3 rRNA genes are annotated in these 5390 nt (G+C 57.4%); all 3 read right to left on the bottom strand.

Annotated elements, in window-relative coordinates:
* Positions 1-4: 4 nt before the first annotated feature.
* Positions 5-121 (bottom strand): 5S ribosomal RNA (rrf, locus tag F8271_RS29635).
* 83 nt (positions 122-204) lie between these two features.
* Positions 205-3312 (bottom strand): 23S ribosomal RNA (locus F8271_RS29630).
* Between the two features lie 382 nt (positions 3313-3694).
* Positions 3695-5209: ribosomal RNA gene (locus F8271_RS29625) — 16S ribosomal RNA — on the bottom strand.
* Together the 16S, 23S and 5S rRNA genes form the textbook arrangement of a ribosomal RNA operon.
* Positions 5210-5390 lie beyond the last annotated feature (181 nt).

The following is a 5390-nucleotide window of genomic DNA, read 5'->3' as shown; positions in this document are numbered from 1 at the left end:
GATTGTCCGGCGGCGTCCTACTCTCCCACACCCTCACGAGTGCAGTACCATCGGCGCTGGAGGGCTTAGCTTCCGGGTTCGGAATGTTACCGGGCGTTTCCCCTCCGCCATGACCGCCGTAACTCTATCGACATGTCAAACAACACCACACTGTGGTCTGTTGTTCGTTTATCGAGAGTTGCACAGTGGACGCGTAGCAGCTTAGTAGTCAAGTCCTCGGCCTATTAGTACCGGTCAACTGAACCCGTTACCGGGCTTACATTTCCGGCCTATCAACCCAGTCGTCTAGCTGGGGGCCTTACCCCACAAAGTGGGTGGGATACCTCATCTTGAAGCAGGCTTCCCGCTTAGATGCTTTCAGCGGTTATCCCTTCCGAACGTAGCTAACCAGCCGTGCCCCTGGCGGGACAACTGGCACACCAGAGGTTCGTCCGTCCCGGTCCTCTCGTACTAGGGACAGCCCTTCTCAAGTATCCTACGCGCACGGCGGATAGGGACCGAACTGTCTCACGACGTTCTAAACCCAGCTCGCGTACCGCTTTAATGGGCGAACAGCCCAACCCTTGGGACCTGCTACAGCCCCAGGATGCGACGAGCCGACATCGAGGTGCCAAACCATCCCGTCGATATGGACTCTTGGGGAAGATCAGCCTGTTATCCCCGGGGTACCTTTTATCCGTTGAGCGACACCGCTTCCACTCGCAAGTGCCGGATCACTAGTCCCGACTTTCGTCCCTGCTCGACCTGTCAGTCTCACAGTCAAGCTCCCTTTTGTACTTGCACTCAACACCTGATTGCCAACCAGGCTGAGGGAACCTTTGGGCGCCTCCGTTACCTTTTAGGAGGCAACCGCCCCAGTTAAACTACCCACCAGACACTGTCCCTGAACCGGATAACGGTCCGAAGTTAGATACCCAAATCAACCAGAGTGGTATTTCAAGATTGCCTCCACCCATACTGGCGTATAGGTTTCACCGGCTCCCACCTATCCTACACAAGCTAATTCGAGTACCAATGTCAAGCTATAGTAAAGGTCCCGGGGTCTTTCCGTCCTGCCGCGCGTAACGAGCATCTTTACTCGTACTGCAATTTCGCCGGGCCTGTGGTTGAGACAGTGGGGAAGTCGTTACGCCATTCGTGCAGGTCGGAACTTACCCGACAAGGAATTTCGCTACCTTAGGATGGTTATAGTTACCACCGCCGTTTACTGGCGCTTAAGTTCTCCGCTTCGCCCCGAAGAGCTAACAGGTCCCCTTAACGTTCCAGCACCGGGCAGGCGTCAGTCCATATACATCGAATTACTTCTTCGCATGGACCTGTGTTTTTAGTAAACAGTCGCTTCCCCCTGCTCTCTGCGGCCATACAACGCTCCACCCGCGCGGGGCTTCACGTCTCCGGCCCCCCTTCTCCCTAAGTTACGGGGGCAATTTGCCGAGTTCCTTAACCACAGTTCGCCCGATCGCCTCGGTATTCTCTACCTGACCACCTGTGTCGGTTTGGGGTACGGGCCGCTAAGAACTCGCTAGAGGCTTTTCTCGGCAGCATAGGATCACTGACTTCACCTGAATCGGCTCGGCATCACGTCTCAGCCTCATGTGTTGCGGATTTGCCTACAACACGGCCTACACGCTTACCCCGGCACAACCACCGGCCGGGCTCAGCTACCTTCCTGCGTCACCCCATCGCTTGACTACTACCCATCAGGTTCCCACGCTCCCCAACATCCGTCCGAAGACATCAGCCAGTTCGGGTGGTTAGCACAACGAGGTTCATCAGGGACGCTCTTTCGCGGGTACGGGAATATCAACCCGTTGTCCATCGACTACGCCTCTCGGCCTCGCCTTAGGTCCCGACTCACCCAGGGCGGATTAGCCTGGCCCTGGAACCCTTGGTCATCCGGCGGAAGGGTTTCTCACCCTTCTTTCGCTACTCATGCCTGCATTCTCACTCGTGCCGCGTCCACAACTGGGTCACCCCGCTGCTTCACTCGCGGCACGACGCTCCCCTACCCATCCACACACCTGCACAAGGAATCACGTCCAAGCAAGGTTAAAATGTGAATGCCACAGCTTCGGCGGTGTGCTTGAGCCCCGCTACATTGTCGGCGCGGAACCACTTGACCAGTGAGCTATTACGCACTCTTTAAAGGGTGGCTGCTTCTAAGCCAACCTCCTGGTTGTCTATGCGACCCCACATCCTTTTCCACTTAGCACACGCTTAGGGGCCTTAGCTGGTGATCTGGGCTGTTTCCCTCTCGACTACGAAGCTTATCCCCCGCAGTCTCACTGCCGCGCTCTCACTTACCGGCATTCGGAGTTTGGCTGATTTCGGTAAGCTTGTGGGCCCCCTAGACCATCCAGTGCTCTACCTCCGGCAAGAAACACGCGACGCTGCACCTAAATGCATTTCGGGGAGAACCAGCTATCACGGAGTTTGATTGGCCTTTCACCCCTAACCACAGGTCATCCCCCAACTTTTCAACGTTGGTGGGTTCGGCCCTCCACGCGGTCTTACCCGCGCTTCAGCCTGCCCATGGCTAGATCACTCCGCTTCGGGTCTAGGACACGCGACTGAATCGCCCTATTCAGACTCGCTTTCGCTACGGCTCCCCCACACGGGTTAACCTCGCCACATGCCACTAACTCGCAGGCTCATTCTTCAAAAGGCACGCCGTCACCCCGCAAGGCTCCGACGGATTGTAGGCGAACGGTTTCAGGTACTATTTCACTCCCCTCCCGGGGTACTTTTCACCATTCCCTCACGGTACTCGTCCGCTATCGGTCACCAGGAAGTATTTAGGCTTACCAGGTGGTCCTGGCAGATTCACGGCAGATTTCAGGGGTCCGCCGCTACTCGGGAACACCCACAGAAGGTCAGCAACTTTCACCTACCGGACTTTCACCGTCTACGGTCAGCCATTCCAGACTGTTCGACTAGCCACTAACTTTGTAACTTCTCGAACAAGTGTCAGCTTGTTCAGCAGGGTCCCACAACCCCAACCACGCAACCCCTGACAGGTATCACACGCAGCCGGTTTAGCCTCAATCCGCTTTCGCTCGCCACTACTCACGGAATCACTAAATTGTTTTCTCTTCCTACGGGTACTGAGATGTTTCACTTCCCCGCGTTCCCTCCACACACCCTATGTGTTCAGGTGTGGGTGACACCACATGACTGGTGCCAGGTTTCCCCATTCGGACACCCTGGGATCACAGCTTGGTTGACAGCTCCCCCAGGCCTATCGCGGCCTCCCACGTCCTTCATCGGCTCCTGGTGCCAAGGCATTCACCGTTCGCCCTTGACAACTTGACCACAAAGATGCTCGCGTCCACTGTGCAATTCTCAACAAACGACCAACCCACAACCCGATCCGCCCCACACCAAACCCAACCCAACAGTCGGCGGTATGTGAGGCCAGGCCATGCCTGGCAGACTTCTGAGCCCCACCAGGGGCTCAGACCAGTCTCCGAAAGAAACAACCAACGGTTGTTCTTTCAGGACCCAACAGGGTGCTCTACATTCCCCCCCAGCCGCACCAACAGCATCCGTTCCCACCACCCGAAGATGGCTGTACTAAGCGCCGCCGGCCGTTGCCGAGGCAAAACTTGCCAGTGTCTCCGCCATTCGAGCACCCCACCACCACATTCGGGCAGCGCGGGCTCCTTACCGACTTTCGTCGGAAGGTGCTCCTTAGAAAGGAGGTGATCCAGCCGCACCTTCCGGTACGGCTACCTTGTTACGACTTCGTCCCAATCGCCAGCCCCACCTTCGACGGCTCCCTCCACAAGGGTTGGGCCACCGGCTTCGGGTGTTGCCGACTTTCGTGACGTGACGGGCGGTGTGTACAAGGCCCGGGAACGTATTCACCGCAGCGTTGCTGATCTGCGATTACTAGCGACTCCGACTTCACGGGGTCGAGTTGCAGACCCCGATCCGAACTGAGACCGGCTTTTTGGGATTCGCTCCACCTCACGGTATCGCAGCCCATTGTACCGGCCATTGTAGCATGCGTGAAGCCCTGGACATAAGGGGCATGATGACTTGACGTCATCCCCACCTTCCTCCGAGTTGACCCCGGCAGTCTTCGATGAGTCCCCGCCATAACGCGCTGGCAACATCGAACGAGGGTTGCGCTCGTTGCGGGACTTAACCCAACATCTCACGACACGAGCTGACGACAGCCATGCACCACCTGTGACCGCCCCCGAAGGACCCCCCATCTCTGGAGGTTTTGCGGCCATGTCAAACCCAGGTAAGGTTCTTCGCGTTGCATCGAATTAATCCGCATGCTCCGCCGCTTGTGCGGGCCCCCGTCAATTCCTTTGAGTTTTAGCCTTGCGGCCGTACTCCCCAGGCGGGGCGCTTAATGCGTTAGCTGCGGCACAGGGAACCGGAGAGGCCCCCCACACCTAGCGCCCAACGTTTACAGCGTGGACTACCAGGGTATCTAATCCTGTTCGCTCCCCACGCTTTCGCTCCTCAGCGTCAGTATCGGCCCAGAGACCCGCCTTCGCCACCGGTGTTCCTCCTGATATCTGCGCATTTCACCGCTACACCAGGAATTCCAGTCTCCCCTACCGAACTCTAGCCTGCCCGTATCGACCGCAGGCTTGGGGTTGAGCCCCAAGTTTTCACGGTCGACGCGACAAGCCGCCTACGAGCTCTTTACGCCCAATAAATCCGGACAACGCTCGCGCCCTACGTCTTACCGCGGCTGCTGGCACGTAGTTGGCCGGCGCTTCTTCTGCAGGTACCGTCACTCTCGCTTCGTCCCTGCTGAAAGAGGTTTACAACCCGAAGGCCGTCATCCCTCACGCGGCGTCGCTGCATCAGGCTTCCGCCCATTGTGCAATATTCCCCACTGCTGCCTCCCGTAGGAGTCTGGGCCGTGTCTCAGTCCCAGTGTGGCCGGTCGCCCTCTCAGGCCGGCTACCCGTCGTCGCCTTGGTAGGCCATCACCCCACCAACAAGCTGATAGGCCGCGAGCCCATCCCAAGCCGAAAAACTTTCCACCACCAGCCATGCGGCCAGAAGTCCTATTCGGTATTAGCCCCGGTTTCCCGGGGTTATCCCAAAGCTTGGGGCAGGTTGCTCACGTGTTACTCACCCGTTCGCCGCTCGAGTACCCCGAAGGGCCTTTCCGCTCGACTTGCATGTGTTAAGCACGCCGCCAGCGTTCGTCCTGAGCCAGGATCAAACTCTCCAACAAAAAATTAGTTGAACAGCATCCTGACAACAAACAAATGTTGCCAAAGGAATCCCAACCAGCCAAACCGAAGCCTGACCAGTCCGGGGTATAAATCATAATTGGCACTGGCTTTACAAGCACCCTGTTGAGTTCTCAAAGAACAACCACACACCGATCAGAAGCCCCACATTCCGTGGAACCC

Source organism: Micromonospora sp. ALFpr18c, assembly GCF_008868155.1.
Classification (GTDB): domain Bacteria; phylum Actinomycetota; class Actinomycetes; order Mycobacteriales; family Micromonosporaceae; genus Micromonospora.
The sequence above is the reverse complement of the archived record's forward strand: the minus strand, read 5'-3'. Positions and strand labels throughout refer to the sequence as shown.